Annotated in this window: 19 protein-coding genes; 9 read left to right on the top strand and 10 right to left on the bottom strand. The window is 73.0% G+C overall.

The features are described from left to right. Nucleotides 1-79: 79 nt before the first annotated feature. From ACTYVM_RS20475 to ACTYVM_RS20460, 4 genes are all read right to left on the bottom strand, one after another. Nucleotides 80-1207, bottom strand: a complete 1128-nt coding sequence (locus ACTYVM_RS20475; protein ID WP_445527291.1) for an SIS domain-containing protein — start codon at nt 1205-1207, stop codon at nt 80-82. 91 nt (nt 1208-1298) lie between these two features. Further along, entirely contained in the window at nt 1299-1469 is a 171-nt protein-coding gene (locus ACTYVM_RS20470; RefSeq protein WP_100570979.1) for a Trm112 family protein, read from the bottom strand. A gap of 140 nt (nt 1470-1609) precedes the next feature. Beyond that, entirely contained in the window at nt 1610-2974 is a 1365-nt protein-coding gene (locus ACTYVM_RS20465) for a phosphomannomutase/phosphoglucomutase (protein WP_445527290.1), read from the bottom strand. Between the two features lie 110 nt (nt 2975-3084). After that, the gene (locus ACTYVM_RS20460; RefSeq protein ID WP_445527289.1) at nt 3085-3507 is read right to left on the bottom strand and encodes a DUF3499 domain-containing protein; all 423 of its coding nucleotides are present in this window, start codon (nt 3505-3507) and stop codon (nt 3085-3087) included. A 308-nt stretch (nt 3508-3815) separates the two neighbouring features. Here ACTYVM_RS20460 and ACTYVM_RS20455 point away from each other — a divergent pair, with 308 nt between their 5' ends. After that, nucleotides 3816-4265 carry a metallopeptidase family protein gene (locus tag ACTYVM_RS20455; RefSeq protein ID WP_445527303.1) on the top strand — a complete coding sequence of 150 codons (450 nt, stop codon included), beginning with the start codon at nt 3816-3818 and terminating at the stop codon, nt 4263-4265. 61 nt (nt 4266-4326) lie between these two features. Here ACTYVM_RS20455 and ACTYVM_RS20450 read toward each other — a convergent pair whose 3' ends face one another. The 3 genes from ACTYVM_RS20450 to ACTYVM_RS20440 all read right to left on the bottom strand — a co-directional run bounded on the left by ACTYVM_RS20450 (nt 4327) and on the right by ACTYVM_RS20440 (nt 10296). Further along, nucleotides 4327-5859: a DUF5719 family protein gene (locus ACTYVM_RS20450; protein WP_445527288.1), complete on the bottom strand. Its 1533-nt coding sequence runs from the start codon at nt 5857-5859 to the stop codon at nt 4327-4329. Next, entirely contained in the window at nt 5856-9716 is a 3861-nt protein-coding gene (locus ACTYVM_RS20445; RefSeq protein ID WP_445527287.1) for a glycosyltransferase family 2 protein, read from the bottom strand. Before ACTYVM_RS20445 ends, ACTYVM_RS20450 begins: the two co-directional genes overlap by 4 nt. A gap of 316 nt (nt 9717-10032) precedes the next feature. Beyond that, nucleotides 10033-10296, bottom strand: coding sequence for a WhiB family transcriptional regulator (locus ACTYVM_RS20440; RefSeq protein ID WP_003975777.1), 264 nt, complete (start codon nt 10294-10296; stop codon nt 10033-10035). Nucleotides 10297-10955: 659 nt separating this feature from the next. On the opposite strand from ACTYVM_RS20440, the gene ACTYVM_RS20435 reads away from it, so the two are divergent. The 4 genes from ACTYVM_RS20435 (at nt 10956) to ACTYVM_RS20420 (ending at nt 14974) form a co-directional block, all read left to right on the top strand. Then, nucleotides 10956-11495, top strand: a complete 540-nt coding sequence (locus ACTYVM_RS20435; RefSeq protein ID WP_445527286.1) for a cysteine dioxygenase — start codon at nt 10956-10958, stop codon at nt 11493-11495. A gap of 104 nt (nt 11496-11599) precedes the next feature. After that, complete coding sequence (gene cofD / locus ACTYVM_RS20430) at nt 11600-12577, top strand: 2-phospho-L-lactate transferase (RefSeq protein ID WP_445527285.1); 978 nt, start codon at nt 11600-11602, stop codon at nt 12575-12577. Nucleotides 12578-12579: 2 nt separating this feature from the next. Beyond that, on the top strand, nt 12580-13926 hold the full coding sequence (locus tag ACTYVM_RS20425; RefSeq protein ID WP_445527284.1) for a coenzyme F420-0:L-glutamate ligase: 1347 nt from the start codon (nt 12580-12582) through the stop codon (nt 13924-13926). 46 nt (nt 13927-13972) lie between these two features. After that, entirely contained in the window at nt 13973-14974 is a 1002-nt protein-coding gene (locus ACTYVM_RS20420; RefSeq protein ID WP_445527283.1) for a DNA-3-methyladenine glycosylase family protein, read from the top strand. Nucleotides 14975-15137: 163 nt separating this feature from the next. Here the strand turns inward: ACTYVM_RS20420 and manB are convergent, their stop codons facing one another. Both manB and ACTYVM_RS20410 read right to left on the bottom strand, forming a co-directional pair. Beyond that, nucleotides 15138-16220, bottom strand: a complete 1083-nt coding sequence (gene manB, locus ACTYVM_RS20415; RefSeq protein ID WP_400032119.1) for a mannose-1-phosphate guanylyltransferase — start codon at nt 16218-16220, stop codon at nt 15138-15140. A gap of 91 nt (nt 16221-16311) precedes the next feature. Further along, the gene (locus ACTYVM_RS20410; protein ID WP_445527302.1) at nt 16312-16755 is read right to left on the bottom strand and encodes an N-acetylmuramoyl-L-alanine amidase; all 444 of its coding nucleotides are present in this window, start codon (nt 16753-16755) and stop codon (nt 16312-16314) included. On the opposite strand from ACTYVM_RS20410, the gene ACTYVM_RS20405 reads away from it, so the two are divergent. From ACTYVM_RS20405 to ACTYVM_RS20395, 3 genes are all read left to right on the top strand, one after another. Continuing rightward, nucleotides 16699-17454 carry a TIGR03089 family protein gene (locus tag ACTYVM_RS20405; RefSeq protein ID WP_445527282.1) on the top strand — a complete coding sequence of 252 codons (756 nt, stop codon included), beginning with the start codon at nt 16699-16701 and terminating at the stop codon, nt 17452-17454. The genes ACTYVM_RS20410 and ACTYVM_RS20405 overlap by 57 nt on opposite strands. A gap of 498 nt (nt 17455-17952) precedes the next feature. Then, the gene (locus ACTYVM_RS20400; protein WP_445527281.1) at nt 17953-19707 is read left to right on the top strand and encodes an LCP family protein; all 1755 of its coding nucleotides are present in this window, start codon (nt 17953-17955) and stop codon (nt 19705-19707) included. A gap of 93 nt (nt 19708-19800) precedes the next feature. Further along, entirely contained in the window at nt 19801-21447 is a 1647-nt protein-coding gene (locus ACTYVM_RS20395) for an LCP family protein (protein WP_445527280.1), read from the top strand. 57 nt (nt 21448-21504) lie between these two features. Here ACTYVM_RS20395 and ACTYVM_RS20390 read toward each other — a convergent pair whose 3' ends face one another. After that, nucleotides 21505-22533 (bottom strand): glycosyltransferase family 2 protein, encoded by a 1029-nt coding sequence (locus ACTYVM_RS20390; protein WP_445527279.1) that lies wholly within the window; start codon nt 22531-22533, stop codon nt 21505-21507. Nucleotides 22534-22658: 125 nt separating this feature from the next. Between ACTYVM_RS20390 and ACTYVM_RS20385 the strand changes: the two genes are divergently transcribed. Next, a complete protein-coding gene (locus ACTYVM_RS20385; RefSeq protein ID WP_445527278.1) occupies nt 22659-24149 on the top strand; it encodes an LCP family protein in 1491 nt (496 codons plus the stop codon). Nucleotides 24150-24171 lie beyond the last annotated feature (22 nt).

Below are 24171 nucleotides of genomic sequence, written 5' to 3'. Positions count from 1 at the left end.
CTCAGCCGTTCTGAGCTGTTCTCGGCTGTTCTTGGCTGTTCTCTGTTCTGAGCTGTTGTCGTCTGCGCTCAAGGACAGATCAGGTGCCGGAGGCGAGCGCCAGGTAAACGGCGGTGAAATCCGTGACGGCGATCAGTTCCGCGAGGGTCTCGATCTCGTCGCCGGGGTCCGGCTCCAGCTCGCTGATCGGCGTGTCGTGGCTGAGGGCCAGGTCCCGGGCGGCCGGCGCGGCGGTCAGGCCGCCCAGCGGGCGGTCCCGCAGCAGCACCACGCGCGCGTGCAGGGCGGGCCGCTCCTCGACGCGGTCACGGAAGAAGTCGTCCGGGTCGGCGCTGGCGGCCAGCGGACCGGCGAGCAGCGCGCTGTGCGCGGCGAGGGCTTCGGGCAGTTCGGCGACGATCGCGGGGATGCCCGACAGTTCGGCGAGTCCGGCGGCGAACCGGCGTCCCGCGGGGCCCGCGGAGTCGCCCTCGGTCCAGATGACCGGCAGCGCGTCGGCGAGTTCGGCGGCGAGGGTCTTGGCCGGGTTGCTGTAGGTGACGATGGCGGGTCCGCAGCGCTCGGCGATGTGGTCCAGCCGGTCGGCGACCTTCTCCAGGGCGTCGGGGGGCGCGCTGAGCAGGCCCACACGGTCCAGGAGGGCCAGCAGCGGGGTGAGCAGTGCCCACAGAACGCCCGGGGCGGATCCGGCGAGGGGTTCGCCGTGGTCGTAGGGGGCCGTGGCCATGGGGATGAACAGGCCGCGGGCGCCCTCGAGGGTCTCGGCGAGCGGGGTCCCGGCCGGGGCCACGGCGACGACCGTGCAGCCGCGCCGGTAGGCCTGCTCGGCGAGCAGGGACAGGCTCGGCTCGGTGCCGTCCGGGGTGGCGATCAGCAGCAGGTCGACGGAGCCGGCCCAGCCGGGCAGTTCCCAGCGCAGGGCTCCGGCGGCCGAGGCCACGCCCGTGGGCGCCAGCCGGGTCACGGGGCTGCCGGCGCCGGCGAGCGTGCCGAGCAGGTCGGCGGCGTGGGTGGCGGCGGCGCCGGGTCCCGCGATCAGGACGGCCCGGGGGCGGCCGTCGGGCCTGAGGCCCCGCACGCCGGCCTCGGCGGCGTTCCGGGCGGCGGTCCGGACGCGGGCGCCGGCCTCGGCGGCACCGCGGAGCAGTCCGCGGCGGTCGGCTTCGGCGAGCCCCTCCGGGGCGTCGAGCAGCGATTCGTCGAGCATGGGCGGCAGCCTCCCGATCGGGCACCGAGCGCCGGGTCGTCTTCGTGCGGGCGGCGGGCGAGGCGATGGGCCTCTTCCGGAGGAGCCCGCGTCACGCGGGGCGGCGGGCCTCGTCGACGAGCAGGACGGGGATGCCGTCGCGGACGGGGTAGGCCAGACCGCAGTCCTGCCCGGTGCAGACCAGCTCGGCTTCCTGCTCCTTGAGCGGGGCGTGGCAGGCCGGGCAGGCGAGGATCTCCAGGAGGCCGGCTTCGAGCGGCATGGGGTTTCCCTTCGGCGGGCGGGTATGCGTCGGTGCGGTCGTACGTGCCTGGTCAGCGTACCGCCGGTGGAGGCGGCGTGACGGGGCCGGGCCGGGGCCCGCACGCCGCGCCGCCGCCCTGGTGGGGGGTGGAAGGCTTCTCAGCCCCGGATGATCGCCAGGGCCTCGTCCCGCACCTTGGCCATCGTCGTCTCGTCGCGTGCCTCGGCGTTCAGCCGCAGCAGCGGTTCGGTGTTGGACGGGCGGACGTTGAACCACCAGTCGGCGGCGGTGACGGTGAGCCCGTCGAGTTCGTCGAGGGTGACGTCCGCCCGGCCGGCGTAGGCCGACCTGACGGCGGCGAGGCGTGCCGCCTGGTCGTCGACCGTGGAGTTGATCTCGCCGGAACCGGCGTAGCGGTCGTACTGGGCGACGAGGGCCGACAGGGGGCCGTCCTGGCCGCCCAGGGCCGCGAGGACGTGCAGGGCGGCCAGCATGCCGGTGTCGGCGTTCCAGAAGTCCTTGAAGTAGTAGTGCGCGGAGTGCTCGCCTCCGAAGATCGCGCCGGTCCTCGCCATCTCGGCCTTGATGAAGGAGTGGCCCACGCGGGTGCGGGTGGGTGTGCCGCCGTTCTCCTTCACCACCTCCGGGACCGACCAGGAGGTGATGAGGTTGTGGATGATCACGCCCTTGCCGCCGTTCTTCGCCAGCTCGCGGGCGGCGACCAACGCGGTGATCGCGGAGGGGGAGACCGGCTCGCCGCGCTCGTCGACCACGAAGCAGCGGTCGGCGTCGCCGTCGAAGGCGATGCCGAGGTCGGCGCCCTCCGCGCGGACCCGCTGCTGCAGGTCGACCAGGTTGGCCGGGTCCAGCGGGTTGGCCTCGTGGTTGGGGAAGGTGCCGTCCAGTTCGAAGTACATCGGGACGAGGTCGACGGGCAGGCCGTCGAAGACCGTCGGGACGGTGTGGCCGCCCATGCCGTTGCCGGCGTCGACGACGACCTTGAGGGGGCGCAGGGAGTCCAGGTCGACGAGGGAGCGCAGGTACGCCGCGTAGTCGTGCAGCGTGTCGCGGTGGCCGACCGTTCCCTGCCGGGCGGCCGGCTCCGGGGCGCCGGAGGCGAGCCATCGCTCGACCAGTTCGCGGATCTCCGCCAGCCCGGAGTCCTGGCCGACGGGGGCCGCGCCCGCGCGGCACATCTTGATGCCGTTGTACCTGGCCGGGTTGTGCGAGGCCGTGAACATCGCGCCGGGCAGGTCCAGGGCGCCGGAGGCGTAGTACAGCTGGTCCGTGGAGCACAGCCCGATCTCGGTGACGTCGGCGCCGTACCGCGCCGCGCCGCGGGCGAAGGCACGGGCCAGGCCCGGCGAGGAGGGCCGCATGTCGTGGCCGGTCACCAGGGCGTCGGCGCCGGTCACCTGGGCGAAGGCCGCCCCGAGGAGTTCGGCCAGCGACTCGTCCCACTGGTCCGGGACCACTCCGCGTACGTCGTACGCCTTCACGATCTGCGACAGATCAGCAGTCACGGCCAGCCCTTCTGAGGTCCCATCGGTCACCACAAACTACCGCCGGCGCGCGAACACGAGGCAGCGGAGGGCGAGGGCCCGGGTGACGGAGGGGTTTCGCGGCGGGGGAGTCAGTTGTCGGGCGAGCGGAGCACGCGCAGGTGGCCGCGGCGAGCGACCTCCATCGGGTCGGCGCTCCGCGCGCCGCCGCCGGCCCCGGCCGCCCGCTCCTGAGGCCTGGCCGCCTCGCGCACGGCGTTGGCTAGCGCTTCCAGATCGTCACCGCTGGGCCGCGCGGGAGCCGAGCCGTCGAGGAGCCGGACGACCTCCCAGCCGCGGGGGGCGGTGAGACGCTCGGAGTGCTCGGCGCACAGGTCGTAGCAGTGGGGTTCGGCGTAGGTGGCGAGCGGGCCGAGGACGGCGGTCGAATCGGCGTAGACGTACGTCAGCGTCGCTACGGCGGGACGGCCGCAAGCGGTGCGCGAACAGCGACGTACAAGGCTCACGACGTTGGACGGTACCGCACTCTTGAGCGGGCCGCGACGACTCTCCATCAGGTCACTCAGCCGTGTCGCGGCACGAAACGCCCCGGACGCACCTTCTGTCACACTTCGCTGACCTGCATGGACGCCTCCGGTCGGGATCTCGAGCCCGCCGGATCCGGTCACGACCAGGCACAAAATCAGTCAATCCCCTTGATATTGACGGCTCCGGAGAGATACGGAATCGAGCCCGAGCTTGGCCGAAATGCTCACTTGGACACAGGCCGTGGCACACCGTCCGGCGCGGCCCGTGGCGCCGTGTCCGGGATGACGCGCGGGACCGGGCGCGCGGGGACGCCGGGGACTACCCTTCACCAGTGATGGACAACCGTGTACCGCCCCGTGCCGCCGGCCCCGGGCCCCGACGACGTGATCGCCACGGCCGCGGCATGCGCGGACCGATCGCCCCGCCGCAGGTGCCGCTCGCCGCGAGCCGCGCCGAGGCGTTCGCGGATCTGGTGCAGGACTCCGTGGACCGCCTGGAGCGGCGCTGGCCGCAACTGGCCGACATCGACTTCTTCGTGGTGGAGGTGCCGCGGCTGGACGGTCCCGGGCAGACCTGGAACGACGAGGCGGTGCCGCTCGGGGGCACGGTCGCGTCGCGTGAGGGGCGGCGGGCGCGTGTGGTCGTCTACCGGCGGCCGGTGGAGATCCGCACCAAGGGCCGCGACGAGCGGGCCGCCCTGGTGCACGAGATCGTCGTCGAGCAGGTGGCCGAGCTGCTGGGACTGACCCCGGAGACGGTCGACCCCCGGTACGGCGAGGACTGACCGCCCCGGCACGGCGAGGACCGCCCCAGCACACCGCCGGGGCGCCCTCGGACCGCCCGGCTCACTTCTGGAGCACCGACAGGTCCTGCTCCGCGTGCGGCACCGCCACCATCCCCCGGTCGTCCGGCAGCGTCTGGATCGTGAAGCCGGGGTTGCTCTCCCCCGACGCCGTGAGGGTGCGCGCCCCGTAGACCGGGCCGCCGGAGATCCGCTCCACCGTGAGTGCGTACGTCCCCTTCAGACCGGACGGCACCAACGGGGCGATGTCCTGGGTCGTGCCCTCCTTGATCGTGTACGTCTTCGAGACGGCCGTGCCGCCCCCGCTGCCCGCCGACGCGGTGACCTTGACCTGTGCGGTGGCGGTGGGAGCCGTCAGCGACAGCGTCGAGCCCTTGGCGCTGTTGTCGGGCGAGGTCGCCCGGGTCATGACCGGGCCGGTCGCCGGGATGAACGCCGTCTCCTGCCGGTCGCCCTTGCCCCGGAGGACCCGCAGTGCCGCGACCACGGGCACGGACCGCGAGGTCGGGGTCAGCACCAGCGACCCCGCCTCCTCGCGCGTGACCTCGCCGAGGTCGACGGCGATCGTCATCCCGCCCTTGAGGTGGACCGTCTCGTGCCCGGCGGGCGTGATCAGCCCGGACGGGGAGGCGAGGCGCACCTTCAGGTCGGCGTCGGAGTCGGCGGACGTGAAGGCGACGAGCCGCACGTCCGTGGCGTCCTTGGGGATGCCCGGGAGCACGAGGCTGCCCGCCGGGTCCGCGGACGCCGCCAGCCAGTCCCCGCCCAGACGGTCGTCGAGGGCCTGGATCGCGGCTCCGACCCGGCCGCTGCGCACGCTCACGTTCACCGTGAGGTCCTCCTGCGGGGAGTCGGCGAGCGTGGACAGCAGGATCGGCTCGCTGGAGTGCGCCGGGACGGTGATGCCCTCACCGGCGGCCGACTTCACGACGCCTTCCGTGCCGTAGAGCCTGATGTCGACGACGGCCGGGGAGTCGTCCGGATTCGTCAGGTGGATGTAGTCGGCCCGGGCGGCGGCCGTGCTCGCACCGGGGAACCAGAACTGGGTGTCCGGCGCGATGCAGGTCACGCCCAGCACTCCGCGGCCGGCGCCCGCGGCGACCTCGGTGGTCTGCTGCACCGCCCAGCCGGGCGCGAACTTGCCCTCGGCCGTGCCGATCAGCGCGGGCGCGTCACTGCCCGAGGTGTCGCGGGTGACGGGAGTGCCGGGTTCCTTGGGTTCCAGGACGGACTTGGCGGCCTTGTTCTTTCCGCCGTCCTTGGTCGCGCCCGTGGAGCCGTCCTTGGCCTTGTCCGTGCCGTCGCCCGTGTCCGACTGCTCGCTGGCGGGCAGGAGCTGGGCCTTGCCCGAACCGCCGGTGCCCGTCGTCGCGGGGGTGAAGGACGTGTACGTGGTGTCGGCTATTTCGGAGCTGCTCGGCTTCGGGCACACCAGGGTCGTGCGCTCGACGGGCAGTTGCGCGGCCGCCGTGGCGGTGCCGGCGCCCGCGGCGTCCGGCGTGTCCAGCGCGGCGAATCCGGTGACGGCGGCGAGCGCGGTCACGCCGGCGATCAGGGACAGGGTCGTGCGGTTCACTGCTGGCTCCCGTCGGGGCGCTCATTGCCGTTGCCGTGCGGGTGGTGCTGAGCCGGGTCGTACGGCTCCTCGTATCCCTGGTGGTAGGTCGTCTGGTCGTAGGGCGCCGCCGGGGGCTGGCCGCCGTAGCCGTACTGGCCGCCCTGGTAGGGGTCGGCCTGGTACGCCGGGTCGTAGCCGCCCGCCGGGTACTGCTGGAACCGGCCGTCGTCCTGGTACTGGGCCTCGCCCTGGAACTGGCCGTCGCCCTGGAACTGGCCCTCGCCGTAGGCGCCGTACTCGTTCGCGGCTCCCGCGTAGGCGCTGGTGTCCCACTCGTCGTAGGACTGCTGGTGCGGGACTGCGGCGGGCGCCTCGTCCGGGGCGGGGGGCGGCACGGCGCCCGGCTCCGGCGCGAACTCCTGCTGGACGGAGTCCTCCGGTACGAACCCCTGGTGTCCGGGCTCCGGTACGAACCCCTGGTGTCCGGGCTCCGGTACGAACCCCTCGTCTCCGGGCTCCTCCGGTGCGAACCCCTCGTGTCCGGCCGCGTCGGCCTCGGCCTGGGCCCGCAGCCTGCGGGCCCGGCGGCCCTCGCCGGCGACGGCCTGGGCGGGCACGAGCTCCTCCTCGGGCAGGTCGTCGTCGACGTCGCGGCGCCGGCCGGGCAGGGCGAGTACGACGAGGACGACGGCGAGGGCGCCCTGGGCCCACAGCCAGGCCGTGTGGCTGAACGGGTCCTCGAAGGTGACGTCCAGCCTGCCGCCGGAGGCGGGGAGCTGGAAGCCCTGGGCCCAGCCGTCGACAGTGGTGCGGGTGAGCGGCCTGCCGTCCAGGGTGGCCGTCCAGCCCGCCTCGGCGGAGTCGGCCAGGCGCAGCACGCGGCCCTCGGACCCCGACGGGATCGTGGTGTGGATCTCGACGGGTCCGGCGGCGACGGGCTGGGTGGCACCGGAGTCCGCGGCGGACACGATGGCGGCGCGCGAGACCTCCTGGTTCACCCGCCACAGGGCACTGCCGTCCTGCTGGCTGAGCCGGGTCAGGCCGGGTGTGGCGTCCAGGACGCGGCTGATGTCGCGGGGCGCGCCCTTGTGGACCAGGACGTAGCGCACGGCGAAACCGCCGAGCTGGCCGGTCTGGTCGGCGCCGGAGCCGGCGACCAGGTTGGCGACGACCTTGTCCAGCTGCTTGTTCCCGCCGTTCACCGCGGCGAGTTCGGCGTCGCCCATGCGGGCGCCGGAGCCGCGTACGAGCATGTAGCCGACGTGGGCGGGCGAGTGGCTGTCGAGGACCAGGGTGCGGGCCTGGTCGCGGGTGCCGCTCTCCTCGGCGACGAACGCGGGCACCTGCACGGGGTCGCGTCGCTCCACCGGGCCGTCGGCGCCGCGGATCATCCAGCCGGCGGCGACGAGCAGGGGCCCAGCGGCCGAGGCGAAGGCGATCAGCGCGGCGACCGGCTGGCGCCAGCCGAAGCTCTGCTCGGCCACGCGCGCGCGTGCCCCGTCGGCGCCGAGCACGGCGGCGGCGAGAAGGGCGAGGCCGTAGACGAGGGTGGCCGGGCCGGCCCAGGTGGAGCCGTTGGACAGCACGGCGAAGACGAGCGCCACCAGGGCGACCACCCAGGCCGTCCAGATCGCGAACTGACGCTCGGAGCGCAGCAGGGCGGCCAGCGCGGCCAGGACGATGCCGATGAGCATCAGCCCGTGCATCGTGCCGGGGCCGCCGGGGCCGGCACCGAGCAGGTCGAGCGCGGAGGCGGCGGAGGCGCCGTACTCCAGGCCGGCCTCGTGGAAGAAGCCGAACGGCAGCAGCGACAGCGACCAGGGCGCGAGGACCAGCAGCGGGGTGCCCAACTGGGCCAGGAAACGCAGCCCGTGGGCCACGATGTCGTCGCGGCGCACGACCAGCACGGCGAGGCCGAGCAGGAACGCGATGGGCCACACGATCGGAGTGAACGCGGTGGTGACGGTCAGCAGCAGGGCGAACGCCCAGGTGGCACGCCAACTGCCGCGGCTGCCGGGGGCTTTGGCAAGGCCGCCGGCCGCGACGCCGGCGCGGGCGATCAGCGGCAGCAGCACGGCCAGCACGGCGGTGCCGATGCGGCCGCCGGCCAGCGCGCCGGTGATGGCGGGCAGGAAGGCGTAGGCGACGGCGGCCCAGGCGCGCAGCAGGCGGGAGGGGACCAGCGGGCGGGCGGCGAAGTACGCCGTGAACCCGGCCAGCGGCACCGAGCCGACCAGCAGGACGGTGACCGCGAGGCCGGTCGAGCCGAGCAGCAGGGAGGCGAGCGTCGCGACCATCGCCAGGTACGGCGGCGCGGACGGGGTGCCGCCCGCGCCCACCGGGTGCCAGGAGTCGAGGTAGCGCGACCACAGTTCGGCGGAGTCCGCGGGCGCGGGCAGCAGGGCGCCTCCCGAGAGCGCGCCGCCGCCGAGCAGGCCGCGGCAGGCGGCCAGGGAGACGAGCAGCAGCACCAGGAAGAGCACCGGACCGGGCTTGCGGGCGATGCGCTTGAGCCGGGCGAACTGCTCGATCTCCAGGAAGTCGGCGTCGTCGCCGCCGGGCCCGGACTCGATCGCGCCGCCGTGCCGGCCGGCCGAGGACGCCTCGGCGTCGGAGCCGCCCGTCAGGTTTCCGGCGACCTGCTCCACCGTGGCGCGGATGGTGGCGCCCGGCGGCGGGAGCAGCGCCCGCAGTTCGCCCTTGTCGATCTGCGGCCTGCCGCGTCTGCCGCGGCCCGCGATGATCCGCTCGGGGCGCAGCAGGACGCCCATCAGGCCGCGGATCTCGTCGACGGCCTGTCCCGGCACCTTGCCCACGAGGTAGGCGACGGTCCGCAGCAGGGTGCCCAGGACCAGGCGCAGCAGCACCCAGGGCAGTGCTGCCGTACGGGTGTTGACGAGCAGGGTGTAGACGGCGCCGGCCTTGTCGACCTTGTGCGGGGAGGCGGCGGTACGGCCGACGCAGTCGACGGTGCGGCGCTCGCGGGAGGCCGCCTCGGCGTGCCGTACGACGGCCTCGGGGGCGATCAGGACGCGGTGGCCGGCGGAGTGGGCGCGCCAGCACAGGTCGACGTCGTCACGCATCAGGGGGAGCCGGCGGTCGAACCCGCCCAGCTCCTCGAAGATGTCACGCCGGATCAGCATTCCGGCGGTGGACACCGACAGCACGGGCCGTACGTGGTCGTGCTGGCCCTGGTCCTGCTCGCGCCGGTCGAGGCCGGTCCAACGGCGGCCGGAGTTGGCGATGCTGACGCCCACTTCGAGGAGCTGTCTGCGGTCGTACCAGCCGCGCAGCTTGGGGCCGACGACGGCCACGTCGTCGCGGCCGAGTTCGTACTCGTTCTCCACGACGCGCAGCAGCTGGGTCAGGGCCTCGGGCTCGGGAGCGCAGTCGTCGTGCAGCAGCCACAGCCACTGCACCGGCTCCCCGTGGGGCAGTTCGGGCAGGTCGTAGGCATCGTCACGCCACGTGCGCGTGACGGGGTCCCAGCTGCTGGGGCGCTTGAGGTACGGCAGGTCGTCCGGGGTGAGGACCGGGGCGCTGTGGACGGCCTCCTCGACGGCCTGTCCGAAGCCGGTGCGCCGGGCGAGGTGCAGTACGCGGTCGGCGCCGAGGGCGTCGGTGACCACCTGGGCGGACTCGTCCGCGCTGCCGGTGTCGGCGGCCACGGCGTACTGGACGGGGCGCTCCTGGCCGAGCAGGCCGGCGAGCGCGTCGGGCAGCCAGCGTGCGCCGTCGTGGGAGACGAGCACGGCGGTCACGACGTGGCGCGGGTACTCCGGTGTGCCGGCCTGGGCGGACGCCGTCGCGGGCGCGGGGTCGGGCGCTGGGGCAGCGCCGTCGTAGTGGGCTGCCGCATGGCTGTGCACGGACATCGAGATACGGGCCCCGGTTCGGTGGACTGCGGTGGACGCCCGTACCCAAAGGGGGCAGGGGGGCGTGTCGGACGAGCCACCACACTATCGGCTGGCCCCGACGGCGGTCCGCCGCCTGTGGACAACCCGGCGCGCATCAGCCGGGCCACCGTGCGGACCCCATCTGCGCGCCGTCTGCGCGGCCTTCGGCGTCAAGAGCCGTGCTCCGGCGGTCATCGTGGCAGGCTCACGGGGACTTCGGCCCGCGCCCGAACGACATCGCCCTCGACGCCGTCTCGGACGGGGTCGAGGGCGGCACGGGCCAGGGGGGTCGCGGTCAGACGGCCGCCTTCTTCAGGCGGCGGCGCTCCCGTTCGGACAGGCCGCCCCAGATGCCGAAGCGCTCGTCGTTGGCGAGGGCGTACTCAAGGCACTCGGAGCGGACCTCGCAGGCGAGGCAGACCTTCTTGGCCTCGCGGGTGGAGCCGCCCTTCTCGGGGAAGAAGGACTCGGGGTCGGTCTGGGCGCACAGCGCGCGCTCCTGCCAGCCGAGTTCCTCGTCCGCGTCGTCGACCAGCAGTTGCTGCACCAGCTCGGTCATGTGCGCCCCTCGTCTGTCTTTCGCGTCCCCGTGATGCAGCCGTTATCTGTCCGGCTGAACGACACGAGTGAAATTACAAGTGTGCTGCTCCGGGCGAGTCAAGCCGAGATCTGCTATTGAGCCCCTTATTCACTCTGCGGAACCAAGCCCATGCGGAAAGTGTTCAAATCGGGATAAACCCTGACACATGATCGAGGCCCCGACGGCCTCGCGCTCCGCACGGAGCCCGCACGGAGAAGGACGGCCTGGACTTCGATCTCGTTCCGACACATACACCGAAGCGACCTGGATCACGGTCTGATCACGGGATCGCAACGGCGGCTCGCGTGCCCGGCATGGACGCCATGTGTCCTGGTACCCCCGCGAGCAAACCTTTCAGCGGTGAGATGAACCGGATGAGGTGAACCGTGTCCCACATTCCGGGCGTCAAGTTGACAGTGGGGGTGTGAGCCGCTGTCCTAGAGGGCATGCTCGCGAACTCGGTACTCACCACGACCCGCACCGCCGGGTCCCTCGGTGCTGCCCACGTTCGCTGCGGCTGTCGCTGTTGCGGCTGTTGAGCCCCACGCGCGTCACGCGTGCTCCAGCCGTCGTCCGGGCCCCTGGCTCCGGCACCCGTGCCCTCTGACCTCCTTTCACCGAGGAACCACCCCACCGTCATGAACAGCGACAGCGACCTGAAGATCGCCGGCGACATCCTCGAAGTCCCGCACCTGCTCCAGGCTCCCCGCGAACACCCCTCCACCGTGGCCGATTTCGTCGGCCTGGCCCGGTCCATCGCCGCCGACCGCGCCCAGTGGGCGCACCTCGTCCGCTACGACGCGACGACCCGCTGGTACCACCGGCTGCGCACCGGGCCCGGCTACGAGGTGTGGCTGCTGTCCTGGGTGCCCGGACAGGGCAGCGGACCGCACGACCACGGCCCCTCCTCCGGTGTGCTCACGGTCCTGGACGGCGAGCTGACCGAGCGCACCGCGCGGGCCACGCGCACGTTGGGCGTGGGCACGCAGCACGTGCTCGCTCCCGGGTACGCGCACGAGGTCGTCAACGACACGCTGGAGCCGGCGGTCAGCCTGCACGTGTACTTCCCCGGTCTGACCGAGATGCCCATGCATCCCCATTCCTCGGCCGGGGCGGCCCGCACCGCCGCCCGGTGCGCGGGCGTCCCCTCCGACCCGGCGGGCGCGGCCGGCGCCTGAACCGCGGTGGAGACGCGCCACCGTGCTCCGTGCTCCGTGCTCCGTGCTCCGTGCTTCGTCCACAGGTCGCAACGAGTCGGCCCGGCGGCTGACACACTGTTTCCATGCGGATTGTGGTTCTGGCAGGCGGCATCGGCGGTGCCCGGTTCCTGCGCGGTCTGAAGCGGGCCGTGCCGGACGCGGACGTCACGGTCATCGGCAACACCGGCGACGACATCCACCTCTTCGGGCTGAAGATCTGCCCGGACCTGGACACGGTGATGTACACGCTCGGCGACGGCATCAACGAGGAGCAGGGCTGGGGACGGGCCGAGGAGACCTTCCATCTCAAGGAGGAACTCGCGGCGTACGGCGTGGGACCGGACTGGTTCGGCCTGGGCGACCGCGACTTCGCCACGCACATCGTGCGCACCCAGATGATCGGCGCCGGGTATCCGCTCAGCGCGGTGACCGAGGCGCTGTGCGACCGGTGGAAACCGGGGGTGCGGCTGATCCCCATGACCGACGACCGGGTGGAGACGCATGTCGCGGTCACTCTGCCCGACAGCGGCGCCACCCCGGGCTCCGGCGAGCGCAAGGCCGTCCACTTCCAGGAGTACTGGGTGCGGCTGCGGGCCTCGGTGCCGGCTGAGGCGGTGGTGCCGGTCGGCGCGGAACAGGCCAAGCCGGCGCCCGGCGTGCTGGAGGCCGTCGCCGAGGCCGACGTGATCCTCTTCCCGCCCTCCAACCCCGTCGTCTCCATCGGCACGATCCTCGCGGTGCCCGGTATCCGGGAGGCCATCGCCGAGGCCGGGGTACCGGTGATCGGCCTGTCGCCCATCGTCGGGGACGCGCCCGTGCGCGGCATGGCCGACAAGGTCCTCGCCGCGGTCGGCGTGGAGTCCACGGCCGCGGCGGTGGCCGAGCACTACGGCTCGGGACTGCTGGACGGCTGGCTCGTCGACACCGTCGACGAGGCCTCGGTCGAGCGGGTCGAGGCCGCGGGCATCCGGTGCAGGGCGGTGCCGCTGATGATGACCGACGTCGACGCCACCGCCCGGATGGCGGGCGAGGCGCTCGCGCTGGCCGAGGAGGTGCGCTGAGCATGAGCGGCACGACGGAGGAGTCGCCGGCCGCCGCGCCGGAGTTCCGGGTCTGGGCGGTGCCCGGGCTGCCCGAGGTCGCGCAGGGGGACGATCTGGCCAAGCTGATCGCCGGCGCGGAGCCTGCTCTGGCCGACGGGGACGTGCTGCTCGTCACCTCGAAGATCGTCTCCAAGGCCGAGGGGCGGCTGGTCCGGGCGGCCGACCGGGAGGCCGCGATCGACGCCGAGACCGTACGGGTCGTGGCCCGGCGCGGACCACTGCGGATCGTGCAGAACCGGCAGGGACACGTGATGGCGGCCGCCGGAGTCGACGCGTCCAACACCCCTTCCGGCACGGTCCTGTTGCTGCCGGAGGATGCGGACGCGTCCGCGCGCGCGATCCGGGACGGGCTGCGCGACGCCCTCGGCGTCAGCGTCGGCGTGCTCGTCACCGACACCTTCGGGCGGCCCTGGCGCGCGGGACTGACCGACGTCGCCATCGGTGCCGCGGGCGTACGCGTGCTGGACGACCTGCGCGGCGGCGCGGACGCGCACGGCAACCCGCTGAGCGCCACCGTCGTCGCCACCGCCGACGAACTCGCCGCCGCGGGCGACCTGGTCAAGGGCAAGGCCGCCGGGCTGCCCGTCGCCGTGGTCCGCGGGCTGCGGCACGTGGTGGTCGAGGACGACGGGGAAGGCGGGGAGCACGGGGAAGGAGCGCGGGCCATGGTGCGTGACGCCCGCGACGACATGTTCCGGCTGGGGACCTCCGAGGCCGTGCGGGAGGCGGTGACCCAGCGGCGTACCGTGCGGTCCTTCACCGACGAGCCCGTCGACCCCGGCGCGGTACGGCGGGCGGTGGCCGCGGCGGTGACCGCGCCCGCGCCGCACCACACCACGCCATGGCGGTTCGTGCTCCTGGAGTCCGCGCGGTCGCGCACCCGGCTGCTCGACGCGATGCGCGAGGCCTGGATCGCGGACCTGCGGCGGGACGGAAAGAGCGAGGAGTCGATCGCCCGGCGGATCCGGCGCGGGGACGTGCTGCGCAACGCGCCGTACCTCGTGGTGCCGTGCCTCGTCATGGACGGCTCGCACGCGTACGGCGACGAGCGGCGGGACGGCGCCGAGCGGGAGATGTTCGTGGTCGCCGCCGGGGCCGGGGTGCAGAACTTCCTGGTCGCGCTGGCCGGGGAGCGGCTCGGCTCGGCGTGGGTGTCCTCGACGATGTTCTGCCGGGACGTGGTGCGCGAGGTGCTGGGGCTGCCCGCGGACTGGGATCCGATGGGGGCGGTCGCCGTCGGGCATCCGGCGGAGCGGCCGGGACCGCGGCCGGAGCGCGACGCGGAGGCGTTCGTCGTGTCCCTGTGAGCGCATAGGCTCGTACGGCACCTCAAGGCAACCCTGGATCTTATTCGTGGCAGGACGTTTCGCTCCGCGGCCCCCGCGTCCGACCGTGCGCGGCGGGCGGGCCGGCGTGCCCGCGGCCGTGCCCCGGCAGGCCGCGACGCCGGGACGGGTCCGCGCCTGGACGCCGGACGGGCCGCTGGACCTGGGGCTCGTGCTCGGACCGCTACGGCGGGGGCCGGGCGATCCGACGTTCCGGGCGACGCCCGACGGTTCGGTATGGCGCACCGGCCGCACACCGCTCGGGCCCGGGACGCTGCGCGTGTCCGCCCGCAACGGGCAGGTGCGCGGCGAGGCCTGGGGGCCGGGAGCCGCATGGCTGCTGGAGCAGCTGCCCGAGCTGCTCGGGGCGGCCGACGACCCGTCCGCGTTCGTACCGCGGCACCGGTTCCTCGCGCTGACCCGGCACCGGCGGCCGGGGTTGCGGCTGACGCGGACCGGGCTGGTGCTGGAGTCGCTGATCCCGTCGGTCCTGGAACAGAAGGTGACGACGCTCGAGGCGTACGCCGCCTGGCGCGCGCTGGTGCGCACGTACGGGGAGCCGGCGCCCGGACCCGCCCCCGCGCACATGTACGTCATGCCGGCGCCGCGGACATGGGCGCTGATCCCGTCGTGGGAGTGGCACCGGGCCGGGGTCGACGACAAGCGGGCGTCGACCGTGCTGCGGGCGGTGCGGGTCGCCGCGCGACTGGAGGAGGCGGCGCGGATGCCTCCGGCGCGGGCCCGGGAGCGGTTGGAGCTGGTGCCCGGCATCGGGCCGTGGACGTCGGCGGAGACCGTGCAGCGCAGTCATGGCGCGCCGGACGCCGTGACGGCCGGCGATCTGCATCTGCCGGGAATCGTGGGGTGGGCGCTGGCCGGGGACCGGAACGCGGACGACGCAAAGATGCTGCGCCTGCTGGAGCCGTACGCCGGACAGCGGCACCGGGCGGCCCGGTTGATCCTGATGAGCGGGCGGGTGCCGCCCCGGCGGGCGCCGCGCATGCCGAAGGGTGACATCGGGCGCCTGTGAGCCGGGCGCGGGTGAGCCGGGCGGCTCACCCGCGTGGGCGGACAGCCGCGTCGCAGTCCCCTCGGGCAGACGCCCGCGTCGCAGGCCCGCGTTGGCAGACACCCGGGTCGTGTTCGACGCGTCCCGCTCCCCTCCCCCTCCCCTTCTCCCCTCCCCCGGTCGGCTACTGGTCCGAGGAGAACCGCACGGACCCGGCCGGGATCCTCGCGTCGCACCACACTCTCGCGCCGTCCCTCAGCTCGTTGTCGGCGCCGACCACCGCGCCGTCGCCGATGACCGTGCCGTTGAGGACGGAGCGGGTGCCGACGCGGGCGCCGGTGCCGATGAGGGAATCGGTGACGACGGCACCGGGCTCGATGACGGCACCGGGCAGGATCGCGCTGCCGAACACCCGCGCGCCCTCGGCGACGAACGCGCCCTCGCCCACCACCGTGCCGCCGGTCAGCTTGGCGCCGGGGGCGACGACGGCCGTGGGCAGGATCAGGCGGTCGCCGCAGCGACCGGGTACGGCCGGGGAGGGCGCGCGGCCGAGGACCAGGTCGGCGGAGCCGCGTACGAAGGCGGCCGGGGTGCCCAGGTCCAGCCAGTAGGTGGAATCGACCATGCCCTGCAAGTGGGCGCCCGCCGCGAGCAGTTCGGGGAACGTCTCCCGCTCCACGGACACCGGCCGGCCCTGCGGGATCGCGTCGATGACCGAGCGCCGGAAGACGTACGCCCCCGCGTTGATCTGGTCGGTGACGATCTCCTCGGGGGTCTGCGGCTTCTCCAGGAAGGCCAGGACGCGGCCGGTCCCGTCGGTCGGGACCAGCCCGTAGGCGCGAGGGTCCGGCACCCTCGTCAGGTGCAGGGAGACGTCCGCGCCCGTCGTCTCGTGGGTGCGCACCAGCGCCCGGATGTCCAGCCCGGTCAGGATGTCGCCGTTGAAGATCAGGACCGGCTCGTCGGGGCCGGAGTGCAGGCGCGAGGCGACGTTGCGGAGGGCGCCGCCCGTGCCCAGGGGCTCCACCTCCGTCACGTACTCCAGGTGGAGCCCGAGCGAGGAGCCGTCGCCGAAGTACGGCTCGAAGACCTCGGCCAGGTAGGAGGTGGCGAGCACGACGTGCTCGACGCCCGCCGCTCTCGCCCGCGCCAACTGGTGGGTGAGGAACGGCACCCCCGCCGCCCGCACCATCGGCTTCGGCGTGTGCACCGTGAGGGGGCGCAGCCGGGTGCCCTTGCCGCCGACCAGGAGGATCGCTTCTGTCACCTGTTGTCTCCGCTTCCTGTTCGTCCTCGGTCCGTCCTCGGTCCGTCCTCGGTCCGTCCTCGGTCCGTCCTCGGTACGTCGTCGTTCGGCCTCAGCGGCCCTGGTAGCGCGCCGCGGCCGAGCGGACCGTACCGAGCTTGCCGTAGAGCCGCCGTCCCGGGCAGTCGGTGCGGAGGGCGTCCCGGTGGCCGGAGATCACGTTCAGGCGTACCCTCTTTCCTTTTTGGTAGAGGTTGCCACCCGCGGACGTCAGATATGTCTTTCCGCGCGGATTCATCCCGTAGCGGCCGAGTTTCCACGCCGTCAGCCGTGCGAGGGCCGTCACGGCGGCCGAGGAGGGCTTGGACGTGCTGTAGGTGCCGAGGACGGCGATCCCCATGCTGTCGCTGTTGAACCCCCTGGTGTCCGGTGCCCGCCGCTCACCCGCCCGTGGCCCGCCACGCGGTGGGCGGGACCGGCGCCGCGTACGCTTGCCCGGGTGAACGCCACCGAACGCACCCCTGCCGACCTGCTGCGTTCCGCGCTCGCCGCGGATCCCGGACGCCCGCTGGTGACCTTCTACGACGACGCCACGGGTGAACGCGTCGAATTGTCCGTGGCCACCTTCTCCAACTGGGTGGCCAAGACCGCGAACCTCCTCCAGGGGGACCTCGGCGCCGGACCCGGCGACCGGGTCGCGCTCATGCTGCCGGCGCACTGGCAGACGGCGGTGTGGCTGCTGGCGTGCGCGTCGGTGGGCGTGGTGGCCGACGTCGACGGGACCGCGGGCGCGGCCGACGTCGTGGTCAGCGGACCGGACACCCTGGACGCGGCCCGCGCGTGCTCCGGTGAGCGGGTGGCGCTGGCGCTGCGGCCGCTGGGCGGGCGGTTCCCGCAGCCGCCGGAGGGCTTCCTGGACTACGCCGTCGAGGTGCCGGGGCAGGGCGACGCGTTCGCACCCTTCGCACCGGTGGACCCGGAGGAGCCGGCGCTGATCGTGGCCGGGGCCGAGTACACGGCGGCTGAGGTCGTGGAGCGGGCCCGCGGCGACGCCCCGGAGCTGAACCTGACCGGGCCCGGCTCCCGCCTGCTGTCGGCGCTGCCGTACGACACCTGGGAGGGCCTCAGCGCGGGCCTGTACGCGCCGCTCACCGCCGGCGCCTCGGTGGTCCTGTGCCGCAACCTCGACCGTCTCCCCGAGGACGCCCTGGCCAAGCGCATCGATTCCGAACGGGTCACGGCCACGGCCAGATGACACGACCGGGCTCCGCCCCCGGCTCTCCGCACACCACGTTCGCCCCGAATCCCACTGAATGCGGGATTCGGGGCGAACGGCGCGAATTCGGCCGCCGCGATTCCGATTCCGGACCGGAAAGGGATTCGCGTGCGCAGCCGCACGACTACGGTGTGTATTTCCCGCGGAGTTGCGCACACCGCACCCGGAAGCTCCGGCGATGCGCGGTGCGCACCCTCGCCGACGGCGTCGTTCGACCGGCGACCACCGCCCACTCGGGCCTCTGCGGGTAAAGCCACGGCCAAAGGCGAACTTCTGTCCACGGAAATGGGCGGATTGCCCCCTTGTAGGGAAGTGGAATTTGTCACCGCCGTCGCTCGATGTTGAATCAGCCGGATAGTGTGAGCGATCCGGTGCGGCTGGCCGCGAGGTCTTCCTGGGGTCGCGCACTGTGCGAAGCAGACCTGGCGCCAAGAGGGGCAAGGCGCCGCGTGGCCCCGACGGAGGATTCGGACAACCGTGGACGCGCAAGGCCGTGGGCGGGCGGACAACATCGACCCCGCAGACCAGTGGGTACTCAATCCGGACACCGGTGAATACGAACTGCGACTGAGCTCTTCCGCTCCGCAGTCGGCGGTCCCGGGACCTCGTAGACCCTCCGCCGGCAGGGGCGGGGGCAGGGCGTCCGAGCGGCACCCGGCAGCACCGGGACGGCAGCAGGCTCGCGAGGCCGCCCCCGCCGAGACGGTGCCCGCACCGCGCCGCCGCCGGTCGGCGCCGCCGGACGAGCCGCCGCCCGGACGGCGGGGACGCCGGCCGGAGAAGAAGAAGACGAAGACCAAGAAGGTCCTGATGTGGACCGGCGGCACCATGGCGCTCGTCCTGATCGGCGTCGGCACGGCCGGCTATCTGGTCCTCAGGCACCTCGAGGGCAACGTCACCACCACCGACGTGGGCAGCGCGGGCAAGAACGGCTTCAGCAAGGACGAGGCCTTCAACATACTGATCATCGGCACCGACAAGCGCACCGGGAAGGGCAACGAGGGCTACGGCGACAAGGGCAGCATCGGTCATGCCGACACCAACGTCCTGCTGCACGTCTCCAAGGACCGTACGAACGCGACCGCGCTGAGCATCCCGCGCGACATGATCGTGGACGTGCCGGACTGCCCGACCAAGCAGCCCGACGGCAGCACGAAGGTCATCCCGGGAACGGACCACGAGCGCTTCAACACGAGCCTCGGCCAGTTCGGCCGCGACCCGGGCTGCACGATGCGCACGGTCAAAGAGGTCACCGGCATTCAGCCCGACCACTTCATGATGGCCGACTTCAACGCGGTCAAGACGCTGACCACGGCGGTCGGCGGGGTCGACGTGTGCCTCGAACACGCGGTGAAGGACAAGGCCTCGCACCTGGACCTGCCCGCCGGTGAGTCCACTGTCGAGGGCGAGGACGCACTGGCCTTCGTGCGCACCCGGCACGCCTGGGGCAACAAGGGCGACCTGGACCGCATCAAGGTGCAGCAGCAGTTCCTCAGCTCGCTGATGCGCAAGATGGCCTCCGGGGACACGCTCACCGACCCGACCAAGCTGTACGACCTGGCCGACGCCGCCACCAAGGCGCTGACCGTCGACACCGGCATCGGCAAGGTCAGCACCCTCAAGGACGTGGCGCTGGAGCTGAAGAAGGTGCCGACGAAGAACATCACCTTCCTCACGGTGCCGGTGCTCGACAACCCGGCCGAAAAGGTCCGCGCGACGGTCATCGTCAACAAGAGCACCGCCCCGGAGATCTTCGACGCCATCAACAACGACGTCTCCTTCACCGCGGTGAAGAAGAAGCAGAAGGCCGACAAGAGCGCCGCGGCCGCCCGGCTCAAGGGCACCCAGTCCGAGGCCTCCGAGGTGCGGGTCCGGGTCTTCAACGGAGGGGCCGCCCAGGGTTCCGCCGGTGAGACCGTCACCTGGCTGCAGACCTCCGTGGGCGTACTCAAGTCGGAGAACGCGGCCAACGCGCCCACGGACATCCCCAAGACCACGCTCGAGTACGCGCCCGACCAGGCGCCGCAGGCCCGCAAGCTCGCCGCCCTCATGGGACTGTCCGGGGCCGCGCTGAAGCCGGGCAAGAGCTTCACCAACTCCCAGGGGATGCCCACGATGACGCTGACGCTGGGCAAGGACTTCAAGGGGGCGGGCGTACCGCTCACCGCTCCGACGAAGGCCCCGGATGTCGAGGACAAGTCCACGGCGGACAAGATTCAGTGCGCAAGTTGAGCGCACAGCACCACCTTTTGGGCCTGTCATGCGTCTAACACCGCGCATGACAGGCCTGTTTCATGGCATGGCACCTGGGTGGGAGGACGGGGAGTGACGCAGAGCAGTCTGCGCGGGGAGGGGTCGGCGGTCGAGGAAGCGATACCCACCGCGCCACCCAAGGGCAGGGCACCGGACGGCCGTCGCCGGCACGGCGGAGGGGGACGCGGCGGGAGGAAGCGCGCTGCCGGGCGCAGGAGCCCCGTACGGCGCGTACTGCGCTGGTCGTCGACGGTGCTCGCGCTGGTCATACTCGGCACGGCCGGCGCCGGATACCTCTACTACCAGCATCTGAACGGCAACATCCGCAAGGGCGAGCGCAGCAGCAGTGACTCCAAGGCGCACAGGACGCAGCCGAACGCGGCCGGCCAGACCCCCGTGAACATCCTGCTGATCGGCTCTGACAGCCGCAACTCCGACGCGAACGTCGCGCTGGGCGGCAGCCGGAACACCCGCGGCACCCCGCCGCGGGGCGACGTGCAGATGCTCATCCACCTGGCCGCGGACCGCAAGAGCGCCGCCGTGGTGAGCATCCCGCGGGACACCCGGGTCGCCATCCCCAAGTGCACCGACCCCGAGACCGGCAAGGTCTATCCGCCGGTCAACGCCATCATCAACGAGTCGCTGGCCCGCGGTGGCTCCGGCTGCACGCTCGCCACCTGGGAGAGCCTCACCGGTGTGTACATCGACCACTGGATGACGATCGACTTCGCGGGCGTGGTGAAGATGGCGGACGCCATCGGCGGCGTCGAGGTCTGTGTGAACCAGAACGTGTGGGACCACCCCACGCCCGCGGCTCCCGGGGGTTCCGGTCTGAAGCTGACGGCGGGCAAGCACAAGGTCAAGGGCAAACAGGCCCTCCAGTGGCTGCGCACCCGGCACGCCTGGGGCAGCGACCTGCTGCGGGCCAGGGCCCAGCACATGTACATGAACTCGATGATCCGCACCCTGCAGAGCCAGAACGTCTTCACCGACTCCGGCCGGCTGATGGGCCTGGCGGAGGCGGCCACGAAGTCGCTCGAGGTCTCCGAGGAGATCGGCACCGTCGAGAAGCTGTACCACCTGGCCATGCAGCTCAAGACGGTCCCCACCGACCGCATCACCATGACGACGATGCCCAACGTCCCCGACCCGCAGGACGACAACCACGTCCTCCCGGACGGCGCCGCCGCCACGAAGGTGTGGAAGATGCTCCGCGACGACGTGCCCTTCGACGACAAGGGCCCGGCGCCGGACGCGAAGAAGGGGACGGACGGGAGCGCGGCGGACAGGACCCCCTCGGTCCCGGCCGACCGGCTCGGTGTCCTGGTGCAGAACGCCACCCGCACCGCCACGCAGGACCCGGTCGGCGGCCGGGCGCGTGAGATCGTCCAGGAGCTGGCGGGCAAGGGCTTCACCCGGGCCGCCGCGGACACCTCGCCGGCGCTGTCGGAGGAGGAGACGCTCGTGCGCTACCCGAGCGGCGACCTGGAGGGCGACGCGCAGAGCGTCGCCAAGGCCCTCGGGATTCCGCTGAGTTCGGTGCGGAAGTCGACCGACGTCTCCGGTGTCACGGTCGTCGTCGGCGCCGACTGGCGTACGGGGAGCACCTATCCGAAGGAGGCCACCCCGAAGGCCGGCGACCTGCCCGAGAACTCCGACGCCATCAACGGCTCGGACAAGAGCCAGTGCATGGACGTGTACGCGCCCTACCGCTGGTAGCGCGAACAGGGCCCCTCTCCCGGGGAGAGGGGCCCTCGGACGTCTCGGCGCGAACGCTCAGCCGGCGGTGGTGACCGCCGGCCTCCGGGCGGCGATGACCTTCCTGGCCAGCGACTTGGGGCTGGTCAAAAAGCCCCAGCCCCAGGACATGTGCATGGTGGCGAGGGCCACCGGGATGCGCAGCCGTGCCGCCAGGGGAAGGCCCTTGCCCGCGGGGACCGATCCGGCGACGATCGCCGCCAGGTAGCCGCCGGGGACGACCAGGGCCCACGGGGTCAGGGCCGCGCCCACCACGATCCCGGCCGCGATGGCGCACACCGCGACCGGCGGGGCGAGGTAGCGCGGGTTGATGGAGCCCTGGTGGTAGCGGGCGACGACGTGCCGCCAGCGGCCGTAGTCCTTGTACTGCTTGGCGAGGGCCCTGACATTCGGGCGGGGCCGGTAGGACACCCGCAGCTCGGGCGAGAACCAGATCCCGCCGCCCGCCTCGCGGATGCGGAAGTTGAGCTCCCAGTCCTGGGCGCGGATGAACTCCTCGTTGTAGCCGCCCTGTTGCTCCAGGGCCGCGCGGCGGAAGACACCCAGGTAGACCGTTTCGGCCGGGCCGGCCTGGCCACCGGTGTGGAAGGCGGCGTTGCCCACCCCGATCTTCGAGGTCATCGCGGCGGCGACGGCGTGCTCCCAGGCGTTCTCGCCCTCGGCGTGCATGATGCCGCCGACGTTCTGCGCGCCGGTCTCCTCCAGGAGGCGTACCGCCGTGGCGATGTAGTCCGGCGAGAGCATCCCGTGGCCGTCGACGCGGACCACGATCGGATGGCGGGAGGCCTTGATCGCGGCGTTGAGCGCCGCGGGGGTGCGGCCGGTGGGGTTCGGGACCGTGTGCACGCGCGGGTCCTCGGCCACGAGTTCGGCGGCGATCTCGTCCGTGCGGTCCGCGGAGGGGCCGAGGGCGATCACCACCTCCATCTCGCCGCCGTACTCCTGCGCGAGGATCGCTTCGACGGCTCCGCGCAGGTGCCGTTCCTCGTTGAGGACGGGCATGATCACAGAAACGGCGGGAAGCCGCACGTCGGGCTTGGCGTTCATCGGTCCTCACGTTACCGCGAATGGGGGACACCGGTGCGCGCCGCGGGAGTCACTGCGCCGGTCAGCAGATCGTATGGCCCTACGGTGCTCACGGTGCCCACCCACGCCTACGCGGAGGTGTCCCCATGCCCACCACGCCGTCCCGGCCCCGCCCGCGGTCGCCGCGCGCCCCGCGGCCCCGCACCGCACCGCCGCGGCCGGCCCGGGTCCCGTCCGCGTCCGTACCGCGCCGGAGGCCGCGCTGGGCCATGCGGGCGGCGACCACGCTGTCGGTGGTGGTGCTCGCCTCCGCCGGGATCGGGCACGCGGTGGTCTCCAGCCTGGACGCGGACATCGCCCGGGTCGACCCCTTCAAGGACATGAAGAACCGCCCGCGGGCGGGCCACGGCATGAACGTCCTGCTGGTCGGCACCGACGGCCGGGACCGGATCACCGAGCAGGAGCGGCGCCAGTACCGGCTGGGCGGCGAGGCCTGCCACTGCACCGACACGATGATGATCGTGCACGTGTCGCAGGACCGGCAGCGGGCCAGCGTGGTGAGTCTGCCCCGGGACACCTACGCCGAGCTGCCCGACCGCGTCGACGGGAACACCGGCCGGCGGTACGGACCGCACCCCGGCAAGCTCAACGCGGCGTACGCGGAGGGCGGGCCCCAGTTGACCGTGCGCATGGTCGAGGACCTGACCCGGCTGAAGATCGACCACTACCTGGAGGTGGACTTCAGCACCTTCATGCGGACCGTGGACGTCCTCGGCGGGGTGCAGATCTGCACCGCGGAGCCGATGAAGGACAGCTACTCCGGCCTGGACCTGGCCGCGGGCACGCACACGCTCTCCGGCGGCCAGGCCCTTCAGTACGTCCGCTCCCGGCACGTCGACGGGGCCAGCGACCTCGGCCGGATGAAACGCCAGCAGCGCTTCCTGGCCGCCCTGATCGAGCGGGCGACCTCCTCCCGGGTGCTGCTGAACCCGATGAAGTTCCGGAACGTGGCGCTGACCGTGCTGGGCTCGGTGCGGGCGGACCAGGGTTTCCACACCGACGAGCTGCTGGACCTGGGCCGGGCGATGCGCAACTTCTCCCCGTCCTCCTCGGAGTTCACCACCGTCCCGATCGCCGAGCCGTCCTTCCCCGTCAAGGGCGTCGGTTCGACGGTGAAGTGGGACCGGGCCAAGGCCGACCGGCTCTTCGAGGCGCTGCGCGAGGACCGGCCGCTGACCGTACGGCGGCCGCGGCCGGCGCACCCTCCCGCGACCGTGCAGGTCGCGCCGCAGCAGATCCGCGTCGCGGTGGAGAACGGCACCGGCGCGGCCGGGCTCGGCAAGCGGGTGGACCAGGCGCTGGCGGCGGCCGGGTTCCGTACCACGGGGGCGCCCGCGGACGCCGGGCAGCGCACCGTGGCGCGGACCGTCGTGCAGTACGACCCCCGCTGGGACCGCTCGGCGAAGTCGCTCGCCGCAGCGCTTCCGGGCAGTGAGCTGCGGGCCGTGCCGGGGCAGGGGGCCACGCTCAAGGTGATCGCGGGCAGCGACTACCGCCAGGTGCGTCCGGTGCGGGTGGAGGACCCGGATCAGGGTGCCGCGACGGTCGTGACGGGCGACGAGGTGCTGTGCGGCTGACGGGGTGACGCGTTGGCGGGGT

Source organism: Streptomyces cyslabdanicus (assembly GCF_052663305.1).
Note: the sequence above shows the minus strand (reverse complement) of the source record. Positions and strands in the feature narration are given on the sequence as shown.